This window comes from Muricauda sp. SCSIO 65647 (assembly GCF_021534965.1).
Classification (GTDB): domain Bacteria; phylum Bacteroidota; class Bacteroidia; order Flavobacteriales; family Flavobacteriaceae; genus Flagellimonas_A.
The window spans coordinates 3,047,656-3,068,556 of record NZ_CP091037.1 but is presented as its reverse complement, the minus strand read 5'-3'; the positions used below and the strand labels follow the sequence as shown (position 1 = coordinate 3,068,556).

The 20,901-nt window shown below is 41.9% G+C and carries 17 protein-coding genes; 5 read left to right on the top strand and 12 right to left on the bottom strand.

What is annotated here, in order from left to right; all coding sequences use genetic code 11:
• Position 1 precedes the first annotated feature (1 nt).
• The 3 genes from L0P89_RS13725 to L0P89_RS13715 all read left to right on the top strand — a co-directional run bounded on the left by L0P89_RS13725 (position 2) and on the right by L0P89_RS13715 (position 3,694).
• Positions 2–1,207 carry a GNAT family N-acetyltransferase gene (locus L0P89_RS13725; protein ID WP_235265685.1) on the top strand — a complete coding sequence of 402 codons (1,206 nt, stop codon included), beginning with the start codon at positions 2–4 and terminating at the stop codon, positions 1,205–1,207.
• A 40-nt stretch (positions 1,208–1,247) separates the two neighbouring features.
• The gene (locus L0P89_RS13720; RefSeq protein WP_235265684.1) at positions 1,248–2,456 is read left to right on the top strand and encodes a GNAT family N-acetyltransferase; all 1,209 of its coding nucleotides are present in this window, start codon (positions 1,248–1,250) and stop codon (positions 2,454–2,456) included.
• A 104-nt stretch (positions 2,457–2,560) separates the two neighbouring features.
• Positions 2,561–3,694 carry a GNAT family N-acetyltransferase gene (locus L0P89_RS13715; RefSeq protein WP_235265683.1) on the top strand — a complete coding sequence of 378 codons (1,134 nt, stop codon included), beginning with the start codon at positions 2,561–2,563 and terminating at the stop codon, positions 3,692–3,694.
• A 51-nt stretch (positions 3,695–3,745) separates the two neighbouring features.
• Here L0P89_RS13715 and L0P89_RS13710 read toward each other — a convergent pair whose 3' ends face one another.
• The 9 genes from L0P89_RS13710 to L0P89_RS13670 all read right to left on the bottom strand — a co-directional run bounded on the left by L0P89_RS13710 (position 3,746) and on the right by L0P89_RS13670 (position 14,577).
• Positions 3,746–4,930, bottom strand: a complete 1,185-nt coding sequence (locus L0P89_RS13710; protein WP_235265682.1) for an OmpA family protein — start codon at positions 4,928–4,930, stop codon at positions 3,746–3,748.
• A 122-nt stretch (positions 4,931–5,052) separates the two neighbouring features.
• On the bottom strand, positions 5,053–5,499 hold the full coding sequence (locus L0P89_RS13705) for a hypothetical protein (protein ID WP_235265681.1): 447 nt from the start codon (positions 5,497–5,499) through the stop codon (positions 5,053–5,055).
• Complete coding sequence (gene bshA / locus L0P89_RS13700) at positions 5,499–6,641, bottom strand: N-acetyl-alpha-D-glucosaminyl L-malate synthase BshA (protein WP_235265680.1); 1,143 nt, start codon at positions 6,639–6,641, stop codon at positions 5,499–5,501. The genes L0P89_RS13705 and bshA overlap by 1 nt, the downstream gene beginning before the upstream one ends.
• A gap of 29 nt (positions 6,642–6,670) precedes the next feature.
• Positions 6,671–9,583, bottom strand: coding sequence for a glycoside hydrolase family 3 N-terminal domain-containing protein (locus L0P89_RS13695; protein ID WP_235265679.1), 2,913 nt, complete (start codon positions 9,581–9,583; stop codon positions 6,671–6,673).
• Between the two features lie 103 nt (positions 9,584–9,686).
• Positions 9,687–10,169, bottom strand: a complete 483-nt coding sequence (locus tag L0P89_RS13690; protein WP_235265678.1) for an ABC transporter ATPase — start codon at positions 10,167–10,169, stop codon at positions 9,687–9,689.
• A gap of 2 nt (positions 10,170–10,171) precedes the next feature.
• Positions 10,172–10,951, bottom strand: coding sequence for a (Fe-S)-binding protein (locus L0P89_RS13685; protein WP_235265677.1), 780 nt, complete (start codon positions 10,949–10,951; stop codon positions 10,172–10,174).
• A 19-nt stretch (positions 10,952–10,970) separates the two neighbouring features.
• Positions 10,971–12,296 carry a (Fe-S)-binding protein gene (locus tag L0P89_RS13680; protein WP_235265676.1) on the bottom strand — a complete coding sequence of 442 codons (1,326 nt, stop codon included), beginning with the start codon at positions 12,294–12,296 and terminating at the stop codon, positions 10,971–10,973.
• Positions 12,297–13,265 carry an MlaD family protein gene (locus L0P89_RS13675; RefSeq protein WP_235265675.1) on the bottom strand — a complete coding sequence of 323 codons (969 nt, stop codon included), beginning with the start codon at positions 13,263–13,265 and terminating at the stop codon, positions 12,297–12,299.
• A 52-nt stretch (positions 13,266–13,317) separates the two neighbouring features.
• Complete coding sequence (locus L0P89_RS13670) at positions 13,318–14,577, bottom strand: N-acetylmuramoyl-L-alanine amidase (protein WP_235265674.1); 1,260 nt, start codon at positions 14,575–14,577, stop codon at positions 13,318–13,320.
• A 70-nt stretch (positions 14,578–14,647) separates the two neighbouring features.
• On the opposite strand from L0P89_RS13670, the gene L0P89_RS13665 reads away from it, so the two are divergent.
• Together L0P89_RS13665 and L0P89_RS13660 are read left to right on the top strand one after the other, a co-directional pair.
• Entirely contained in the window at positions 14,648–17,437 is a 2,790-nt protein-coding gene (locus L0P89_RS13665) for a putative LPS assembly protein LptD (RefSeq protein WP_235265673.1), read from the top strand.
• 54 nt (positions 17,438–17,491) lie between these two features.
• The gene (locus tag L0P89_RS13660; RefSeq protein WP_235265672.1) at positions 17,492–17,872 is read left to right on the top strand and encodes a RidA family protein; all 381 of its coding nucleotides are present in this window, start codon (positions 17,492–17,494) and stop codon (positions 17,870–17,872) included.
• On the opposite strand, the gene L0P89_RS13655 is transcribed toward L0P89_RS13660, so the two are convergent.
• The 3 genes from L0P89_RS13655 to pfkA are packed head-to-tail and all read right to left on the bottom strand — an operon-like array spanning position 17,865 to position 20,768.
• Positions 17,865–18,716 carry an N-acetylglucosamine kinase gene (locus L0P89_RS13655; RefSeq protein WP_235265671.1) on the bottom strand — a complete coding sequence of 284 codons (852 nt, stop codon included), beginning with the start codon at positions 18,714–18,716 and terminating at the stop codon, positions 17,865–17,867. The genes L0P89_RS13660 and L0P89_RS13655 overlap by 8 nt on opposite strands.
• Positions 18,717–18,755: 39 nt before the next feature.
• Entirely contained in the window at positions 18,756–19,757 is a 1,002-nt protein-coding gene (gene gap / locus L0P89_RS13650) for a type I glyceraldehyde-3-phosphate dehydrogenase (protein ID WP_235265670.1), read from the bottom strand.
• A 24-nt stretch (positions 19,758–19,781) separates the two neighbouring features.
• Positions 19,782–20,768: a 6-phosphofructokinase gene (gene pfkA, locus L0P89_RS13645; protein ID WP_235265669.1), complete on the bottom strand. Its 987-nt coding sequence runs from the start codon at positions 20,766–20,768 to the stop codon at positions 19,782–19,784.
• Positions 20,769–20,901: the final 133 nt, after the last annotated feature.

The following is a 20,901-nucleotide window of genomic DNA, read 5'->3' as shown; positions in this document are numbered from 1 at the left end:
TATGGCAGACAAAGAAGAGAACAACAAACCTATTAGCCTTTCACAATCTTTCTTTGAGAAGGGCGAGGTTCCAGAAATATTCTGGCGTGTAAGTGAGTTGGTGACCGGTAAAGTGCTTTTTGAAAGAAAAAAGTTGTTCAATCCCCAAGACTTTAAAGGGCTATATTCTTTTACAGAAGTTCCAGATTACCTAAAGTTTGAGCTACATCCCCAGTTTAAGGGCTTTACTAGAAAAAGTTGGAAGGTCAACGATGGTTTTTTGGCAAATTTGGCAAAGTATGACGATATAGATGACTATTTAAAAAACCACTTCGGAAAAACGAGTCGATCGAAAATAAGAAGATACTTAAAAAGACTCGATACCTGTATAGAACCGACTTTCAAAATTTATTATGGTGATATAGATGAAAAAGAATTCAATAGACTATTCGATTATCTCAAGGCATTTATGATGCGGCGATTTGCGCAGAAAAAAGAAGAGAATATTGACCTGCCGTTACTTGAGGAGTATAGAGATTTACTATTGCCCATGATAAAAAAGAGGCAAGCTGGTATATTCGTCATCTATCATGGCGACAAACCTATTGATATATCGACAAGTGTAATAAATGGTAATGTTTTGGGCACAAGCATAGGTAGCTACGACATAGATTATGAAGTTTTTAGCCTTGGCACCATAGATCTCTACAAGCATGTGGAATGGTGTTTTGATCGAGGCTTTGAAATACTCGATCTAGGCAGGGGCGACTACTTCTACAAAAGAAAATGGGTAGATGAAAAATATGTTTTTCATAAACACTTGATATATGATGCCACAATTCTTAGACATCATATTTCTGCACGCATAAAAAAAGCCTATGGCCAATTGATCTATAAAACGATTGATTTTCTCAAAAAGCTAAAGGTCCAATATCTTTGGGGAAAGTATTTTCGCCTGTATTACATACATTTTAGAAAAGACCTTCATGTAGAATTGCACAAAGAGTTTACAACGATAAATGAGTTTGAAGAGCCTGATTGGCGTTCCCTTGTCGTCATTGACCCTAAAGAACCCGAAAATTCATGGCTGGTAAAGCCTATCAATGATCTCATCTACAGAGCCCATGCAAAATTCGAAGATATTCAAGTGTTCGCAAAAACAGTCAATGACAATGAATATTATTTAAAAGGAAACAATTCTAAACAAAAAATAGTTTTAGCCGAATAATGGCCTGTCAAGTCTGACCTTGCCATTGTAGACATGGGTTATGGAAACATTGAACAATGATATAGAAAAAAGACTTCACTTTGGTGCTGATTTATTGGAAAAAAATAGGCTGCCCTTTTTTTACGATCGCATTTACGATGCTGAAACCGACCAAGAACTTTTTCAAACCAAGGAGAATATCACATCTTTCAGCCCAAAAGCTGTATTTCAAATTGATGATGTGCCAGGTTACCTCAACACCTCTCTGAGGATTGATATTGCCAAATTAAGGAAGAAAGAAGTCAAGACTTATGAAGGATCGTTAATCAACCTCGCAAAGTTCAAGAACCTAGAAGATTATATGGCCAAAGTGGTCAGCGCAAAAAGAAGAGCTACACTTCGCAGATGTGAAAATCGGCTTAAACTCTGCATCAAGCCAACTTACAAAATGTATTTTGGGCTAATAGACAAAAATGAATATGAAAAAATCTTTGATTCTTGCCATGAAATGCTTCTAAGAAGGCACCAACAAAAAAAAACCTATTGGGAAGAATTGGAATTCTGGCAAGAACGTCATGACAGTCTTTACCAACTGATAGTACAAAAAAGGGCGTGTATTTTTGTTATCTACCATGGTAAAAAACCTATTGCCATTTATGTGAATTCAATCTATAAACACATTCTCGATATTGATGTTATTGCCTATGATATCGATTATTCAAAATTCAAGTTAGGATTCATTTCGTTGATAAGGGTGATTCAATGGGCTTTCGAAAATAAACTAAGGCTCGTTGATATGTCAAAGGGAGATTTTTATTACAAAGAAAGGTTCAGAACGGGAACTTATATTTTTAAGAAACAATTGCTTTACAATTCAGACAACTTGATAATCTCTTTCAAAGCCCATCTGACTCTATTAAAACTCAAGCTGACCTACGTCTTGCTTCCAGTATTTAAAAAATTGAAAATCAACAAATTGCACCAAAAGTATGTTAGAAACAAAAAAGAGTCATTATTCGAAAATATAGATGCGCATAATACAAAGTTCAAAATTGAAAAAAGCAAAAAAGTTTCATCATCTCAAAGTTTGACAGAAATAAATGTTGATGACCGTGAATACGATTTTTTAAAAGAACAATTCTATGACTTTCTCTTTCTCAATTTTGAAGTCAGTGAAAACGTTTCGGTTTACCGTTCAAACAAAAATGAATTTGATTACTATTTTGTAGGCAAAGAGACCACTCAAAAACTTACGGTACTTGAGTCTTGAAAATTATTGTATGCCCGTTGAAAAATAATAAATAAAAGTTCTGAACATATCAATTTAAAGTGAGATTACCTTCTAAAATAGCATCGGATTTTTTTAGCTCAATTATGGAAAATGGGGAAGTTCTCCCCATTTTTAAAGGCGTACGTTACTTTGGCAATGAGCTACAGAACAACAGCACAGATGCTCCCAAGAAGAAGATAGATTGCTATTACTCTCTTCGTTTGGTTCCAGAGTATATGAAACCGCAAATGGTTCTTCCTTCAATTCTCAAAAGAAATATCATAAAACAAGTAAACTGGGGATATGCTATTCATCTTGATGGTACTGCATCAATTGATGAATATCTAGAAGGACAGTTCAAATCGAAATACCGTAGTATCATCAGACGCTACGTAAAAAGATTGGAACATTGCTTTCCTATCAGATATGAATTGTTCTATGGAGAAATTGATGAAGACATCTACTATTTTGTAATGGATTCACTGCGCCAAATGATCGTTCACAGATTTGGGCAACGACAAGAGACCCACAAAGAATTTCATCGATGGCAAGATTTGGTTAAAGAAACCTATCAAAAGATATTGGATAAAGATGCTTCTTTATTTGTAATCTATGACGGCGAACATCCGATACAAATATCACTCAATTACCATTTTGACAAAATCCTATTCAGCGCCATCTCATCCTATGACATCGATTATGCCAAATTCGGACTTGGGCATATAGAAATCTACAAACAACTGCAATGGTGTATCGAGAATGGCCATTGTGTTTACGAAATGGGAGTAGGTGGTATGGACTATAAGAGAAGGTGGAGCAATACTATCTATCAATATCAACATCACATCATTTATCCAGAAAACAGGCCTCTCGCCAAATTGTTCGCCTCTATTGAAATCAATCGCGTAAAACTAAAGGAATATCTAAAATCAAAAAATGTTAATGAGCTGATCTATAGGGTAAAAGATCGTATCGTGAAAAAGAAAGCAGCACAAAATGGTACCGACCTGAATGTGGTGAACATTGCAGCTGTAGATACTTCCATTTCAATCAAGGAATACGATGAGTTGAAAAATTTAAAATCAGAAGCCCGCTTTTTAAAGAAGTATCTTTACGATTTTTTGTATTCAAAAGTGGAGAACATCGATGATGTAAGCGTACTACAATCACAAAAAGATAGCAAAAACTTTATTTTTAAAGGAAAATCAGCGGCCCAACATTTGGAGTTTGAAAAATAGTAAAAAGGGCCCTTGACAGTGCCCTTTTTTATCCTATTTCATAAAGTATGCCTAAAACTCGACAATCGTAAACGCAGATCTACGGTTTTGGCGATGTTTTTCTTCACTACAGGGTACTCCGTCATCGCACTCATTGGTCAATTGTGTCTCGCCCAATGCTTCCTTCAGTATTTTGTCTGTAGAAATACCTTTTGAAAGAATATAGGCCACCGTACGCTCCATTCTGCGTTCTGAAAGCCATTGATTGTACTTATCAGCGCCCCTGGCATCGGTATGTGCGGCCACCTTAATCTTAAGGCCAGGATTTTCTTGCAAAATAATAACCAACTTATCGAGCAGTTCTTTATCATCTTCACCGAGGTAAGAAGAATTTAAGGTGAAATATACTTTGCCCAAGCCTTCAACCTTCTCTTGCAATGATTTTCGTCTGGCATCTTCAGCTTGTTGCTTATTACGCTCTTCAGCGGCCAATCGCTCAGCTTCTTTCTGTCTTTCCAACTCATCAGCCAACCTTTTGGCCTCCTCTTCTGCTCTCTTTGCAGCTGCAATGGAATCTTGCACTCTTTGTTGTTCTTTCTCAAGCTCTTGCAGTTGGGCCAGTTTTTCCTTACCTCGGGGTGTCAGATCTTTTTCCACATCAAAACGATAAACAACGCCTGCTGCGTGTTGAATATGGTTTGATACCCCCGGTTCTAGTTTCATTGCCCATTTACCGGTAGAGTTAAAATCAAGGCCCCACCGATCTGAAAACCAAGTTCTAAAACCGACAGTTGCGTTATAAGTACCCCTGCCCTCATTATTGGCGTCGGTATAGCCCGCTCCAATGCCTACATACGGATCAAAAAAACCGGTCTCGCCCAAAATATTGTTCAAATCATAGCTCACCCTGAAATCAATTGCGAAGTAGTCGATATCTTCGGTATTGACCACGTTGTCAATAATTTTTCCCTCTTTGTATTGGTTATAGGTACCAATGGCCTCCAGTCCAAGACCATTTTTGAAATAACGTCCGATGCTTATCCTCGATGGGAAGGGCACCATATTCCAATTATCACCTGCACTTAGCAAGTTTTCAAACTCACTACCTGCATCATCAACGATATTGACGCCCAGTCCGAATATCCAAGAACTGACCACCATACTATCCCTTTTGGTCAACTGTATACCCTCTTGCGAGGACAGATTAAGGCAAAAAACGAAAAAAACTACGGAAAGTAATCGGGTTACGCTCCTCATGATTTCTAATTTGGGGTTAGAACCACAAAGGTAGGCGAAAAGGCAAAAATGCTAAATTAAGTACCTTAAACGGCCGCATTTTTCGACAAAAGGTGAACACTCTGATGGAAAAAGGGAAGAAATCACTTTTGAAAAGTGATTTTTCTATCGGTTACGGGTATTTTATACACACAAAAAGGACTGGAAATCAACGAAGTACCAACATCTTTCACAGGGTTCAAGTTGTCAACCGCCAATACTATTTCTTCGGCATTCTCATCTACTTTTGAAAGTCTGGGCATTTCAGTACCCTCTTGTTCACCAGCGCAGATCACTACGACCATTTCTTTAGAAAAATCAATCTGGGGAACGGGAATGCCCGGTTTTCTTGTTCGGTTGATTTTGGCAAAAAAACCGTTCAATGTTTTTTGGTCACGAATCACCATGCTTTCAAAGGCTTCAATACCGCTATATCCGTCTTGTACAAGCAGGGTCAACCCGTCATCAGAATCATCAATGCTTTGGCGGCCTTTTTGACTCTTGCACGACAGCATACCCAATATCAAAATCAAGAAACCCAGCCTAACCATCAATATGAATTTTTAAAACGCGATCTATATGCCCTTTCATACAGGTCTTCATAGAGTGGTAAAATATGATGGATATCAAAGGTGGAGGCAATTTCAAAGGCATTCTTTTTGAACTCTTCTAGAACATTGTCGTCTTTTAAGATATAAATCGCGTTGGCGGCCATCTCATCAATATCACCCACATTACTCAAAAAACCGGTGATTCCGTGTTTGTTGACTTCAGGTATACCACCGGTATTGCTTGAAATCACAGCCGTTTTGTTGGCCATGGCCTCTAAAGCGGCCAATCCGAAGCTTTCTGACTCAGACGGCAATAAAAAGAGGTCTGAGAAACAAAGTATGCGATCAATCTCAGTACTGTTGCCCAAGAAAATGACCTTTTCTTTAATATCAAGTTCAGCACAAAGCTGCTCGGCGTATTCTTTTTCGGGTCCCTCGCCCACCATGATCAATTTTGCCGGCATCTCTTTCTGAACCTTGTCAAAAACCCGTATGATGTCAGGTATGCGCTTCACCTTTCTAAAATTGCTGATATGGGTGATGATCCGCTCATCGTCATTGGCCATTAGGGTTCTTTGGCAGTCGGTGAATTCTGAACTGTATTTCTTTAAATCGATGAAATTCGGAATCACCTCTATTTCCTTTTCAAGTTCAAAGATTTTAAGGGTTTTTAGCCTCAAATTTTCAGAGACCGAAGTAACGATATCCGATTTATTTATACTGAACGTGACCGCTGGTTTGTAAAATGGATGACGCCCCACTAAAGTGATATCCGTACCATGTAATGTGGTGATCATGGGTATGTAAATATCGTTCTCAAGTAACATTTTCTTTGCCATATAGCCCGCATAAGCATGCGGAATGGCATAATGTACATGCAGCAATTCAATACCATAAAACCTGATGGTATCGACTAATTTGCTCGATAAGGCCAGTTCATAAGGTTGATAGTGAAACAATGGGTATTCGGGCACATGAACCTCATGAAAATGGATGTTGTTGCCCAACAATTCCAATCGAACGGGTTGTTTATAAGTTACAAAGTGTATTTCATGGCCCCTTTCTGCCAGAGCAATCCCCAATTCAGTGGCTACCACACCACTTCCTCCAAACGTTGGGTAACAAACAATAGCTATCTTCATATAGGCAAATCTAGGGCATTATCGTGAACCTAATTTATAATGGAATCATAAATCGCTTGCTGTATTCGGGTACGCAGCGCAGATCTTACCAATAAATTGTTGTGGGCACTGGGGTAGGTACGATTTGATAAAAAGACATAGACAATTTCAGCTTCAGGGTCGGCCCAAGTATAGGTACCCGTAAACCCGCTATGGCCAAAACTTTCATGTGATACGCAGCCGCAGGTAGGGCCTTTATCTTCCAATTGGGGCTTATCAAAACCTACACCGCGCCTGACATCTTTATGGCAGAAATAACAGGTATTGAACTTTTTTATGGTTCGTTCATCGAGATATCGCTCACCTCCATAATATCCGCCCTGTAGGTACATTTGCATGATTTTGGCCACGTCATTGGCATTGCTGAACAACCCTGCGTGGCCCCCTACCCCGCCCTGCATGGCAGCCCCCATATCATGTACATAACCATGAATGGTTTGGTACCTGAAATAATTATCCTCTTCAGAAGGTACAATACGTGATTTATCAAACTTATCCGCCACATTGAACCCTGTATTGGTTGCCCCTATCGACCTGTACAAAAAATCAGTAGCCAATCTATCCAAAGACTTTTCATAAGTGTTTTCAATGTACTTTTTGAACACATAGTAGGCCACATCGCTGTAGCGATAGCGGTTCGATTTCAATTCTTGCCTACCAATACGGTTATAGATGGAATCTTGATAGGCATTGGATAAATACAGCCCCTCGCTCACTTTTATCGAATACCCTTCCTCAGGATGGTTTCTATAAAACTCACTTGAAGGTTTCCTGTCTTTGTTCAGCGTATCTACATAAAAGGCAATCCAGGCCGGCAATCGTCCGTAATGTGAGAGCGATTTGAGCACGGTGACATCTTTCAATTCAGATTCGGCATATTCAGGAACCAATTCTTGAAAAGTATCATTTAGGCGAATTTTTCCTTCTTCCTCCATTTTCATGATGACCGGCAGGGTCGATAAAATCTTGGTCAACGAGGCCAGGTCATAGATATGGTCTTCAGTGATCTTTTCTTTGGATGTATAGGTAGGATGCCCAAAACTTTTGTTATATATGATCTTTCCCCTTCTGGCGACCAAAACCTGTGCCCCTGGATACATCAAAGAATCAAGTCCATGCCGTACCAATGTGTCGACCATCGACAACTTTTTTGAACTAAGACCTACCCTTTCTGGAATGCTATACCCCAATCGTGCTATGCTTTTGACCTCGACCCCCGAATTGACAGGAAATTCACTATTGATGGAAACAGGAAGTTTTCCTTTTGCCGACAGGGCGCCAAAGATGACCTCAGCGGCCTTCCTTTGGGCCAAGACACTGTTTTGATACGCCACTAAAATGGCATCCATTCCTGTGAAATCAACAATATCAGACAAGGCATACGGATTGGCAAAAGATACCAGAACCATATTGTTTGAACGCATTTGGGCAATCTGACGTAACCAAAAGAGCTCATCTTTTGAAAACTTATGGTTTCGCCATGGGGTATCATTGCTCTTGTGATAACCGACGATCACCAAGTTGAACTCAGACAACTTTTTCTTGTACTCACCGAAATCTTTTACCTCGATTGGGGTGACATCGGCATATTTCTTTAAAGTTCCATAAAAAGTATCACCATCTACGTCGCCCAATTTCACATAGGCAATTTTCTTGTTGCTCAATTTTTTGATAGGAAGCAACGAGAAATTGTTTTTTACCACGGTCAAAGCATTTTCAATGGCCTTTTCATAAACCATATCGCTCTCAAGATTGTTCAAATCTTCATAGAGTCTGTCTGTATCTACACGCTGCTTGCCCGAAAGGGCCACTTTATATTTTGCCATCAAAATCTTCTTGACCGATCTGGCCAATCTGTTTTCGGTTATAATTCCATAATTATAGGCTTCCAACAGCTTTTTCACGGCACTATCAACCTCTTGCGGCATCAAGAGCATATCGTTGCCCGCTAGAAAAGCAGATAGCTCTACATCACCAGGGTCAGTGGTCTTGGTCACCGCTTTCATATTAAGAGCATCTGTAAAAACCAAGCCTTCGAAGCCCATTTTGTTCTTCAACAATGTCGTGATAATGGATTTTGACAAAGAGGATGGTCTTTCGGGAACATTCTCAAGTGCAGGAACGTTCAGATGGGCCACCATCACACTGCTAAGGCCATCTTTGATCAGTTCTTTATATGGATGTAATTCGACACTATCTAGTCGTTGCCTCGAAAAATCGATCAATGGTAAGTCATGATGTGAATCGGTAGCCGTGTCGCCGTGACCGGGAAAATGCTTTCCACAAGATAGAATGCCCGCCCTTTCAAATCCCCTTATGAAAGTTGCTCCCTTTACAGAAACGTTTTCAGGATTTTCACCGAACGAACGATTACCGATAATTGGGTTTCTCGGATTGATATTGACGTCCAGTACAGGGGCGAAATTGATGTGTACCCCGAGTCTTTTGGCATGTTTTCCCATTTGGTATGCCACTTCTTCAACAATCGTGCTGTCTTGAATGGCTCCCAAGGTCATATTCCACGGAAAAGCGTAGGTAGAATCTAACCGCATGGCCAGACCCCATTCGGCATCTTGCCCGATCAAAAGCGGAATTTTTGACATCGACTGATATTCGTTGGTCAACTTTGCCTGTCTTGTAGGGCTACCACGCAAAAAAATCACTCCCCCGATGTGGTGCCGATCGATCAACTTTTTGATGCGTTCGGTCGCTGACCTGTTGGCATTGGAGGCCACGCTGACCATGAACAACTGCCCTATTTTTTCTTCTAGGGTCATGGTTTCATAGTGCCCATCGACCCATTGCTGCTGAAGAATGGAGTCTTGGGTCATCAGGGGGTGTTTCTGACCATTGACCAACATAAAAAGCAACAAGAAAAAGGGGAAGAAGTAGTTTTTACGCATAAATAAATGGTCTATGACATCGACTTATCGCGCTTAAAAATATTGCATTTCATGGAAGATAACCAAGAAAATCAGGGCAATCGGCACTAAAGAATCGTTAAAATCACATAAAACGGGCATGCCAGCTCTCTGCTGCGGGCACTTCCCAATTCTCAAGATACTCTTGTTTTGTGGCCACCAAGTTGTTGAAAACCACGGTATTTTTTGAAACTGCCCGTTCTTTGGCCATCTTTTTAAAATCTTTTAGGGATTTATGTGCCACAAACTCGCCCTGTTTGTACGAAACGTTCATCTTGTCGAGCAAATCGACCCCATATTTTTTTTCCAGTTGCTGAATAAAATGTACTGAAGCATCGATCGAGCAGCCCGAGGCACTGGCCTGTGACTGATCTAATCCAATAACGATGAATCGCTTATATGGAATCTCATACCCCGCCTGCAGTTCACTGCCATGGGCCGTCCATTGTTGTAAAAACCCGCTCAGTTCAGCTTTTAATTCTTCAAGCTCGGTATCTGAAAAACTACGGTTGGCCTGATAGATCCAAATTCTTGAATGGCTCGGAAGTTTTTGAAAATCTACTAACATTTCTATAAATCTTCAGCGTTTGCAATCAGTTCGGCCACATCCAAAACCGCTATCGAGGCCTCTTTTTCTTTGTTCTTCACCCCATCGGTCATCATTGTGTTACAAAAAGGACAGGCAGCGGCTATAATCTCGGGCTGTGTTTCCAAAGCTTGTTCAGTTCGTTCGATATTGACGTCTTTATCCCCTTTTTCGGGCTCTTTGAACATTTGGGCGCCCCCTGCCCCACAACAAAGTCCGCGTTTACGGCAATTTTTCATTTCAACCAGTTCGGCATCCAACTTTTGGATCAGCTCTCTTGGAGCCTCAAAAACATTGTTGGCCCTACCCAGATAACAGGGGTCGTGATACGTGATGCGTTTTCCTTTATAGGTGCCTCCTTCCAAAGAAATCTTTCCTTCATCAAGCAATTGCTTTAAAAACTGGGTATGGTGCACCACCTCGTAATTGCCCCCAAGTTCAGGATATTCGTTTTTGATGGTGTTGAAGCAATGTGGGCAAGCCGTTACGATTTTTTTTACTCCGTATCCGTTCAGCACCTCAATATTGGTCACCGCCTGCATCTGAAAAAGAAATTCGTTGCCCGCCCTTTTGGCTGGATCGCCAGTACAACCTTCTTCAGTGCCCAATACCGCAAAGCTTACCCCTGCTTTGTTCAAAATTTTGACAAAGGCCTTGGTGATTTTTTTTGCTCGATCATCGAAACTACCCGCACAACCTACCCAAAACAATACTTCAGGTTGTTTGTTTTCAGCGAAAAGCGAGGCCATGGTCGGTACGTTCATTTGCTCTTTGGTTTTGCGTTTAAGATTCTTGCGTCCAATTTAGGCGGTCCATCTGGTTAAAGGGCCATGGTGCCCCATTGTTCTCCACATTGCCCATCATATTGTTCAGTTCGGTCGGGGCCGCCGATTGTTCCATGACCAAATACTGTCGCATCGACATGATTATCGATAAGGGATCTATACTGACCGGACAGGCCTCTACACAGGCATTGCACGTGGTGCAGGCCCAAAGCTCTTCACGGGTGATGTAATCATCGAGCAATTGTTTTCCATCGGCTTTGAACTCGCCCTTGTTGCTATTGATATTCTGGCCCACTTCTTCGAGTCGGTCGCGTGTATCCATCATTATTTTCCGTGGAGAAAGCTTCTTTCCTGTTTGATTGGCCGGGCATTCAGAAGTACAACGGCCACATTCGGTACAGGTGTAGGCGTTCAATAGCTGTACCCGGGTCAAATCCATGACATCTGAAGCACCGAATTTTTCTGGTGGAGGGGCATCGTCTGCAGGTGCCGCGAAAGGATCCGCATTGGGGTCCAACATCAGTTTCACCTCTTTGGTGACCGAATCAAGGTTTTCAAATTGACCTTGGGGCCTTAATTTTCCATAATACGTATTCGGAAAAGCAAGAAGAATGTGAAGGTGTTTTGAATAGTACAAATAATTCAAAAAGAACAAAATGCCCAAAATGTGCAACCACCAAGCCGTTCTCTCAATAAAGATCAAGGTCTGTATGCTCATCGTATCGAACAAAGGCAACAAGAATTGGCTTATCGGAAACGTACCTGCCTCTTGGTAATGCAAAGCCCCCAATTGCTGCAACTTGGCATCAGTGGCATTCATGGTCAAAAAAAGTGCCATGAGTATGAACTCGATGTACAGAATCCAATTGGCATCGGTCTTGGGCCAGCCCTTCATCTCTGGTTTGATGAATCGCCGTAAACGTATGACGTTGCGCCGTATCCAAAAAATCACAACGGCTACAATCACCAAAAGGGCCAAAATCTCAAATGAGGCAATCAAAAAATCATAGAATGCTCCCAATGAAGCAAAAATCCTGTGGGTGCCAAAAAGCCCATCAATGATGATTTCAAGCACTTCGATATTGATAATGATGAAACCTACATAGACTATGATGTGCATGAGGCCTGCAATGGGCCGGACCACCATTTTCGATTGTCCAAGGGCGATCATGGCCATATTTTTAAACCGCTTGGCAGGGTTGTCATCAACCTCAACCTTTCTACCCAACTTGATGTTTCTAATGAGTTTTTTAATGTTTCTGGCAAAAAACCCGATCCCTACGACCAAGGCCACGGCAAAAAGAATGTTTGGCAATATCTCCATCTAGTTATTGTCAGGTTTTTCAGCGGGGTCATCTTCGGGCAAAGTATATTCTTTCTGTTTTTTGCCGAAAACGGAAACGTTCACGTACCGCTTTGGATTCAACCTAAAATCTTGTAGCAATAAATCGAGTTCCCTGGAAGCCTCAGAGAGATTTTTGTACAGTTCATCATCGGTGACCAGTTTGCCCAATGACCCCTCTCCTTTTTCAACTTTTGACAGCACTGCGTTCAAGTTGTTCAATGAGGTTTGAAGATTGGTCAAGGTTTTATCAAGACCAGCGTTGGCCAAGTCTTCTGATAATTTTGAGAAATTGGCCGTCATGGTGTTGAAATTCTTTATTGAGCTATCTAACTGCTGCTGATTATTGCCCAACAATTGATTCAGTTTATTAGCGCTTCCCTGAAGACTTTTGATCAATTGGTTCAACCCTGATATGCTTTGCTGAAGGTCTCTCTTTGTTGGGTCGTCAAGCATCGTGTTCACGTTCATCAATAATGAATCGGCATGTGAAAAAGCCCCTTCTACCTTCATCTGTAATGGGGTCAATTTTTCTTGTACCAATTCTGTAATACCGGGTCTGATACCGGTCTTCAGTGTATCACCTGATTGGGCAGGGGGGGCGCCATCAAAAACTGGAATTATTTGAATTCCTTTGCCCCCGATTATCCCAGTGTCATATAGTTCTGCCTTACTGTTTTTCGAAAACTCAAAGTCTTTGCCCACTGAGAAAGTAACCAATAATTGGCCCGATTTATCTTTAAACTTGATATCGACCACGTTGCCCACATTTAATCCGTTGACAGAGACTTGGGTGCCTGTCTGTAGCCCACCTACGTGATCGTAAACAGCATAAAATGTCTTCGATTTATCAAAAAGAGAATTTGATTTAAGATAACTATAGCCCAATATGAACAAGAATATTCCGATTAAGACTATGATGGCCGTTTTAACTTCTCTAGAGAGCTTCAAACTCTGTGTTTTTCCGTTTCTAACAAAATTAGGAATATTTTTCTCAAAGCGGCTATTGTTCCGGAACGTATTTCAGGGCCTCGCTTATAGGTATTCTGGCACCATCTCTATAGGCCACAATATATGATGTGGTGTACCCTTTGGCATCGGCATTTGACTTCAACAGTTTAGCCTTCAGATACGAATTGGTCTCACCGTACATATATCGGTAGAGGTTTTTGTACGGTTCTTTTGTCAAGGTATTGAGGCCGTTGAAATAATCACCATCTAGGGGAATGACCTTAGAGCTAGCCATCAATTGCACCTTAAAGACAATATTTGCAGAGGCCACTTCTTTGGGTTCTTTTTCTACAGGGTCTTTCTTTTTGACCGCTGCCACAATTTCCTCCTTTTTCTCTTCTGACGAACTTGTCGGCGACTCAACATTGATGGTTTCTTGCTTTTTTTCAGGCTCTTCGACCTTTGTTATAGGTGTCTTCTCGGCCACTACCACAGTCGGCTCTTGGACTGGTGGCTGAAGCTTTTCGATATTGGGGTCAATGTTTTCCTTATAGGTCAGTATGGCATCGGCAATGGCTCTGGCCATTTCTTGTTGCCCTTTTTTAGAATTCAAATAGGCCCCTTCATTTTTGTTGGTCAAAAATCCGGCCTCGATCAACACGCTGGGCATGAAAGTCTGGTGCAATACTATGAAGCCAGCTTGTTTGACCTTTCGGTCTTTGCGGCTCAATTTGGTCGTAAAATTATCTTGTAAAAACTTTGCCAATTGAATGCTTTGGTCCAAGAACTCTTCTTGCATGATGGTCAGGCCGATGACCGATTCGGGCGAGTTGATATTGTATTGGGCATACTTTTCCTCATAATTGTCTTCGAGATAGATAACGGAGTTTTCCTTTTTGGCCACCTCAAAATTCTGTTTGTTGGCGTGCAGGCCCATTACAAATGTTCCTGCCCCATGTGCATCTGAATTATGTGAATCACAATGTATCGAAACAAAAAGATCCGCATTGGCATCGTTGGCTATCTTTCCACGTATGTACAAATCGACAAACGAATCGTCTTTTCGTGTATAGATCACTTTTACATTCGGATTCTTCTCAAGTTGTTCACCAACTTTTAGAACTATGTTAAGAGCTATATTTTTTTCAAGATAGCCGTTACCCAGATTTCCCGGGTCATGGCCACCATGGCCGGCATCCAAAACGACTACAAACTCATCATTCAATGCGGCATCGACATCATTTTTATTAAAGGAAAGGAGAAGAATCGCGGTTGCCGGGAAAATCAGAAAAACCAACTTGTTTTTAGTCATAAGTGCCCTTGATTTGTAAAGGTTATGGCAGGTTAAAATAAAGTGAAGTCCAAGTAACAGAATGAAAAATATGTGTAAGTTTGGACTTCAAAAACCAAGCCAAGCTATCACAAAAATAGGATTTATCGCGTTGCAAGCAAACAAACATTTTTTTCCACTCCTATTTCTGTTGTTCATGGGTGTGGTGGCTTCAGCACAAGAAGACCCTATTGTTCCGTTGCCCATCAAAGCGGTAAAAGATTCGATTAAAGCCCCTTTGATCCCGCCAAACTTTTTGAATGATTCCATTCCGCTTGATTCTACAGAAACCGATACCGTTCCCAAGAAAAAAGCCCTGTTGCTGGACAAAATAAAGTATAAGGCCAAAGATTATGTGCGAATTAGCCAAACGGAGCAGAAAATCTATCTCTATGATGAGGCAGAAATCTATTATCAAGATACCGAGCTAAAAGCGGGCATCATTGTGTTGGATTATGTCAAGAACGAGGTCTATGCCGGTCGTATTTTCAACCCTGCTGACAGCACCTACTCACAACTCCCCTATTTCAAACAGGGCGACAATGAGGTGATTCCTGATTCGATTCGATTCAACTTTGATACCCAGAAAGCCTTGATCTTCAATTCGCGTACCGAACAACAAGCAGGTTTGGGTTCGTTTGGTTCAGATGCCATGAAAGTGTTGGCAGAAGTGACCAAGAAAGAGAATGACTCGGTCTATTTCTTGAAAGATGGCAAACTGACGACCTCGAAAGATACCATCGACCCAGATTATTACATTAGGGTCAGAAAAGCAAAGTTTGTGCCCGGCAAGAAAATCATCGCTGGGTTCAGCAATATGTACATAGTTGATGTGCCCACACCCATTGCGTTGCCTTTTGCCTATTTTCCGTTGACCACTGGAAGGACCGCAGGACTTATATTCCCTACGTTTGGAAATAACCCGCAACAAGGTTATTTCATACAAAACGGGGGATATTATTTTCCGATCAGCGACTATGTTGATTTTAGCATTCTGGGTGATTTTTTCACTAATGGAAGTTATGGTTTCAGAACACAGTCCATTTATACAAAACGCTATCAGTTTAGGGGCAATATCAATTTTAGGTTTGAGAATTTGGTCACCAGCCAAAAAGGGTTTTCAGATTTTAGCAGAACTACGATCTACAACTTACAGATCACCCATTCGCAAGACCCAAAGGCAAATCCGAATTCCCGGTTTTCGGCTTCGGTCAATTTGGGCAGTAGCAACTATTTCAGGCAATCGGCCAACCAGGTTAACCTGGCCAATACCCAAAATAACAACTTGTCGTCTTCGATTTCATATTCTAAGACCTTTCCGGCCTATCCATCGGTCAATCTGAGCCTGACCGCTACACATAACCAAAACACCAACACCGAGGCCATTAATTTGACACTCCCGACCCTACAGGCCAGTATGGAACGTATTTTTCCTTTTGCCAAAAGGGATGGCCTCAAAAAAGGAATCATCCAAAACCTCAACCTGCAGTACAATCTTAGGGCCGAGAACCGTATTACGACCACCGATTCGCTCTTTTTCACTTCTAGAATGTTCGATGACGCCCGTGTAGGTGCCCGCCATACCATACCGCTAAGCACCAACTTCAAAGTGGCCAAATATTTCAGCGTGACCGTTGGTGCCAATTATGAGGATGTATGGACTTTGGAAACTTTTGAACGTGGTCTTGATCCCGACGATCCAGATAGCAACCGTGAAGTGGTATTGGACACCATCAGTGGTTTCGATCGCTATAATCGCTACGGTTTCAGTGCCAACATCGGAACCACGCTTTACGGTACCTTCAATTTTGGGGAGGATAAAAAAATACAGGCCATTCGCCATGTCATGCGGCCCTCGATAGGCTGGGGCTATACGCCTTCATTCGAACAATTCTATGATTCTTATACCGATCTCGATGGTGAAGAGGTATTGTACAGTCGTTTTGAAGGTACTTTAAACGGGGCGCCCAGTCTCAACAAATCGAATTCTGTTAGCTTTTCACTGCAAAACACTTTGGAAGCCAAAGTCAGGGATAAAGACTCAACGGCGACAGAACCAAAAAAGATATCCTTGTTGAGCAACCTCAACTTTGCGACTTCCTATAATTTTGAGGCAGATTCGCTCAAACTGTCCCCTGTTAGTTTTAATGGGGGCACCACGATACTCGACAATAAGATGTCCATCAACTTTACGGGAAACCTTGATCCGTACGCCATTGACAACAATGGGCGTCGAATCAATACTCTGAACATCAATAGCGGCGGAGGATTGTTTCGTTTGACACGGGCGAGTTTGAACATAGGGTATTCATTGAATAGTGAAACCTTCAAGAAAAAAGATAAAAAGGATACAGAGGAAGAACCAGATGGCGATGAGTACTACCGAGCTACCAGTGGGGGTAGAGTTGACGATCTATTTGGTCAGGGTTTTGATACAGCGGCCAGCCAAATTGCAGATAAGCGAAAAAATGATGATGATGACGAAGAGGTGCCCATTTACAACACAAAACTGCCCTGGGACCTTCGTTTGGCCTATGCCACGACCTATAACAACAGTAATCGCCAAAGTGAAATCACCAATAATTCGCTAATGTTCTCGGGCAATATTGAGTTGACCCCCAAATGGAGTCTAGGCTTTTCGTCAGGATACGACTTTAAGAACAAGGGCTTCACACTGACCCAATTCAGGTTTCAACGAAATCTGGGTAGCTTTGATCTGCGTTTCAATTGGGTACCCTTTGGTACAAATGAACGATGGGACTTTTTTATCGGTATCAGCAGTTCAATACTACAAGATGTGAAATGGGAGCAACGCAGCCAGCGTAGACTGGGAAGGCGATAACAATTGCTGCTGGTCAGGGTAAATGAACTAAACTATTGACAATAAATAAGCATCGTGAAAAAAATAATCAATACTTCAAACGCCCCTGCACCCATAGGGCCCTATAACCAAGCGGTTTTATCAAACGGAACATTGTACATCTCGGGTCAGATACCCGTTGACCCAAAAACCGGTGAATTGGTAACGGGCAACATCAAAATGGAAGCCCAACAGTGCATGGAAAACATAAAGGCCATTCTGACGGAAGCCGGAATGACCTTTGAGAATGCGGTAAAGACCTCAATATTTTTGAAAGACATGCACCAATTTGCAGCGATCAACGAGGTGTATGGTTCTTATTTCAATGTTGACTCTGCCCCTGCGAGAGAGACAGTAGAGGTGGCCAATCTGCCCAAATTCGTCAATGTCGAAATTTCAATGATAGCGATTAAATAGTGCTTTTGTGAAACTCGACCAGACCATCGATCGGTCTTTGGCGAATCGCCCCTTGTATCAAATCATTGTTCTTAATGACAGTTTTCAACTCTTCTTGCAGATAATAAGCGATACTTCCCACAAAATGAATGGGCACTTTCGTCGCCAGTTCAAATTGCATGATATGGTTGTTCACAAATTGCTGAAACCCCTTGTGAATTACCCCTTTGCAATAGGGATGCTCTTTGTTCTCAACAATGAAACGTGCAAACTTCGCAAGATACGTGTTCGGATTTGGTTGCTTGTATAGGTTCTCTTTGATAACATCGGCATCGAGGTCGAACTCTTTGGCAAACTTGATTCCGAGGTCTTGGGGCATTTTGTGGTAATAGTAATCCCTCAAAAGTTTTCTTCCAAAGAAATTACCACTACCATCGTCCATCAAAATATAACCCAATGAGGTCACTTTTTGAAACAGTTGGTGGCCATCATAATAGCTGCAATTCGATCCAGTGCCCAAAATACAGACGATACCAGGGCTACCTATTGTCGTGGTCGAATAAATGGCCGCAAAGGTATCTTCGTTCACCTCGATCTTTGCCTTGGGAAAAAAATCGTTGAAAATGCCTTTTAAAAAACGTTTCATACGATCGGTACCGCAGCCGGCACCATAGAAAAACAATTGGGCGACCTCTTCCCTGTTCTTAGAGAGCTCAAAATTATTGGCCAGCCGATCTTCGATGACCTCTTTGGTCAATACTTCAGGGCTCAAGCCCAGCGTTTGGGTATTGAAAAGCTTTTCGCCTTTTTCATCAAGGGCGATCCAATCTGATTTGGTCGCCCCACTGTCGACAATCAATATCATGTACTATGCTATGCTTGGTTAGGTAGATACAACCGTAGGCTAGAGGTTGGCCACATGCTCGGCCAAATCAACCAATTTGTGCGAATAACCCGCCTCGTTATCGTACCATGACACGACCTTGAAGAACTTTGAGTTCAATTCGATACCTGCCCCAGCATCAAAAATACTGGTGCGTGCATCACCGACAAAGTCTTGTGAGACCACGGCTTCTTCAGTGTAACCCAAAATACCTTTCAAACTTCCTTCTGAGGCTTTTTTGAACGCTTTTTTAATTTCGTCGTAAGATGTTTCTTTTTCAAGTCGCACGGTCAAATCAACCACAGAAACATCTGCTGTTGGTACCCTGAATGCCATACCGGTAAGTTTTCCTTCCAATGCCGGAATAACTTTTGTAACCGCCTTGGCAGCACCTGTAGACGCAGGAATGATATTGATCATGGCACTTCTACCTCCCCTATAATCTTTTCTCGAGGGGCCATCAACGGTTAATTGAGTAGCCGTTGTGGCATGTACGGTTGTCATCAGCCCTTCTTCAATACCAAATTCATCATCCAGCACTTTGGCAAGCGGTGCCAAACAGTTGGTGGTACAAGAGGCGTTCGAAACTATGTTGTCGTCAGCCTTTATCTGATCATGGTTGACACCCATAACAAACATGGGGGCGTCTTTTGAAGGTGCGGAAATGACGACTTTCTTGGCGCCGCCATCGATATGATACTGCGCAGTTTCCAAAGTGGTGAAAATTCCGGTACACTCGGCCACGATATCGGCACCTACTTCATCCCACTTCAAGTTTTTGGGATCCCTTTCTGCCGTGATACGGACAGTCTTTCCGTTTACCACCAAATTACCGTCCCTGACCTCTACGGTACCATCAAATCTTCCGTGTACCGAATCGTACTTCAATAAATAGGCCAAGTGCTCGACATCCAACAAATCGTTTATGGCAACAACATCAACGTTATCGCGTTTTACCGTTGACCTGAATACCAATCTACCTATTCTACCAAATCCGTTAATTCCTATTTTCAATGTTGACATTTTGTTGTTTTTTATGATTATACGCTATGTTGTCATAATATCGGAAACTCTAATGAGTTCTTCATCGATGGCGGTGTGTGCACTTATGGCCTCTTCAATCGGAACAAGTACCAGTTTCGTATCACGAATACCTACCATATAGTTCGTTTTACCCTCTAAAAGTGCCTCTACGGCCCTTACCCCCATTCTACTCGCCAATACCCTATCAAAACAAGTAGGGCCGCCACCACGTTGCATATGGCCCAAAACAGAGACCCGCACATCATAAATGGGCAAATGTTCTTCGACATACTCTTTCAATTCAAAGACATTCTTACCGATCTTATCACCTTCGGCAACTATTACAATACTCGATGATTTCCCAGATTTTTTACTTCTCTTCAAAGAATCGACCAATCGCTCGAGCCCCAAGTTCTGCTCAGGAATCAATATCTCTTCAGCGCCCGCCCCGACACCTGAATTCAGGGCGATATGGCCCACATCGCGACCCATCACCTCGATGAAGAACAATCGGTTGTGCGAGCTAGCGGTATCGCGAATCTTGTCGATGGCCTCTACCACCGTATTGATGGCCGTATCAAAACCAATGGTATATGAGGTACCCAGTATATCATTGTCAATGGTACCAGGAATGCCAATTACCGGAAAACCAAACTCTTTATTGAACAATTGGGCCCCTGAGAAACTACCATTGCCCCCGATCACCACAAAAGCATCGATATTGTTCTTTTTGAGTTGCTCATAGGCTTTCTGTCTTCCTTCTTTTGTCCTGAACTCTTCACACCGGGCAGATTTCAATACTGTGCCCCCTTTATTGATGATGTTGTTGACACTACGGGCGTCCATTTCCTTGAAATCACCATCTATCATGCCCTGGTACCCCCTGTAAATCGCTATGCACTCGAGTTTCATATAGGCACATGTACGTACCACTGAACGAATTGCCGCGTTCATTCCCGGAGAATCGCCTCCTGAGGTGAATACCGCTATTTTCTTGATTTCTGAAGCCATTGAAATTTTTGCGATAGCAAAGCTAGCAAACTTATTGCAAAGAACTTATACCATCTGGCCCTTATTTACAATCAGGTAAAAACTCAAACGTTTTCGTTTTATTCCCTTTTTTTGTGGATAGGGAAATTTATGG

Coding starts and splice junctions, on each gene's coding strand:
- L0P89_RS13725 (WP_235265685.1), top strand. CDS start 2: ATGGCAGACAAAGAAGAGAACAACAAACCTATTAGCCTTTCACAATCT.
- L0P89_RS13720 (WP_235265684.1), top strand. CDS start 1,248: ATGGAAACATTGAACAATGATATAGAAAAAAGACTTCACTTTGGTGCT.
- L0P89_RS13715 (WP_235265683.1), top strand. CDS start 2,561: ATGGAAAATGGGGAAGTTCTCCCCATTTTTAAAGGCGTACGTTACTTT.
- L0P89_RS13710 (WP_235265682.1), bottom strand. CDS start 4,930: ATGAGGAGCGTAACCCGATTACTTTCCGTAGTTTTTTTCGTTTTTTGC.
- L0P89_RS13705 (WP_235265681.1), bottom strand. CDS start 5,499: ATGGTTAGGCTGGGTTTCTTGATTTTGATATTGGGTATGCTGTCGTGC.
- bshA (WP_235265680.1), bottom strand. CDS start 6,641: ATGAAGATAGCTATTGTTTGTTACCCAACGTTTGGAGGAAGTGGTGTG.
- L0P89_RS13695 (WP_235265679.1), bottom strand. CDS start 9,583: ATGCGTAAAAACTACTTCTTCCCCTTTTTCTTGTTGCTTTTTATGTTG.
- L0P89_RS13690 (WP_235265678.1), bottom strand. CDS start 10,169: ATGTTAGTAGATTTTCAAAAACTTCCGAGCCATTCAAGAATTTGGATC.
- L0P89_RS13685 (WP_235265677.1), bottom strand. CDS start 10,951: ATGAACGTACCGACCATGGCCTCGCTTTTCGCTGAAAACAAACAACCT.
- L0P89_RS13680 (WP_235265676.1), bottom strand. CDS start 12,296: ATGGAGATATTGCCAAACATTCTTTTTGCCGTGGCCTTGGTCGTAGGG.
- L0P89_RS13670 (WP_235265674.1), bottom strand. CDS start 14,577: ATGACTAAAAACAAGTTGGTTTTTCTGATTTTCCCGGCAACCGCGATT.
- L0P89_RS13665 (WP_235265673.1), top strand. CDS start 14,648: ATGTGTAAGTTTGGACTTCAAAAACCAAGCCAAGCTATCACAAAAATA.
- L0P89_RS13655 (WP_235265671.1), bottom strand. CDS start 18,716: ATGATATTGATTGTCGACAGTGGGGCGACCAAATCAGATTGGATCGCC.
- gap (WP_235265670.1), bottom strand. CDS start 19,757: ATGTCAACATTGAAAATAGGAATTAACGGATTTGGTAGAATAGGTAGA.
- pfkA (WP_235265669.1), bottom strand. CDS start 20,768: ATGGCTTCAGAAATCAAGAAAATAGCGGTATTCACCTCAGGAGGCGAT.